Origin of the sequence: Variovorax sp. M-6 (assembly GCF_052114385.1) — a bacterium.
Lineage (GTDB): Bacteria > Pseudomonadota > Gammaproteobacteria > Burkholderiales > Burkholderiaceae_C > Variovorax.
This window is the reverse complement of sequence record NZ_JBFREQ010000107.1, coordinates 1-754: the sequence shown is the minus strand read 5'-3', so window position 1 is coordinate 754 and position 754 is coordinate 1. Positions and strand designations below refer to the sequence as shown.

Annotated in this window: 2 protein-coding genes; both read right to left on the bottom strand. The window is 61.8% G+C overall.

Annotated elements, in window-relative coordinates; genetic code table 11:
• Positions 1-443: DUF72 domain-containing protein (locus tag AB4Z46_RS35360; protein ID WP_442288215.1), on the bottom strand; the 443-nt coding region annotated here is incomplete at its 3' end.
• Between the two features lie 164 nt (positions 444-607).
• Positions 608-754 (bottom strand): CsbD family protein (locus AB4Z46_RS35355; RefSeq protein WP_442288200.1); only part of this gene is annotated, 147 nt, incomplete at its 5' end.

Below are 754 nucleotides of genomic sequence, written 5' to 3'. Positions count from 1 at the left end.
ACCGGTCCAATGTGGCGTTTCCGCAGTTGGGCTCCGAAGCGGCCCGCCAACCTGGAATCGAAGGCCAGGCTGGGCGGCAACTGCACGAGCAGGCAACGCAGTTTCGTTCCAAGCCCCTGCGCTTGCTCCAGAAACGCATCGAAGAGCGGCATTGCTGCTGCAGCCAGCCGAAGCTCATGCGTGATCGCCTTGGGGATCTTCACGCTGAATGCAAAGTCGGGCGGCGCGCTGGCGGCCCAGCGCTCGTACGTTTGCCGACGGTGCGGTTTGTAGAACGAGCTGTTGATCTCGACGGCGTTAAAGCGGGTGGCATAGCGGGCCAACTGCGATTCACCTTTGCCGAATTGACCCCGGAAGCCGCTAGGCAGACTCCAGCCTGCGCATCCGATGCGGATGACACGATTCACCCGCACGCTCGCCGGGGCTTGGACATGAACGTTCATGAGACACCCACCGTCGTCCCTTTTGGCAGGAATCCCAAGATCTTCATCTGACTTGCAAGCGCCTGCCGCAGGGTCACTGAACGGCATCGGGGCCGCAATATCCCCCGGTCGGCAGCGCCTGCCCCCGCCTTGCCTGACCGCTTTGCAGGATGCAACTAGCGGCGTCAGGGCTTCTTCGTGACGGTCTTTACCGCATCCTTGACATCGCCGACCTTCTTCTGAACTGCTCCTGCAACCTTGTCCGCGGAGCCTTCGGCTTGCAACCTTTCATTGCCGACGGCCTTGCCCACCGTCTCTTTGACGCTGCCCTT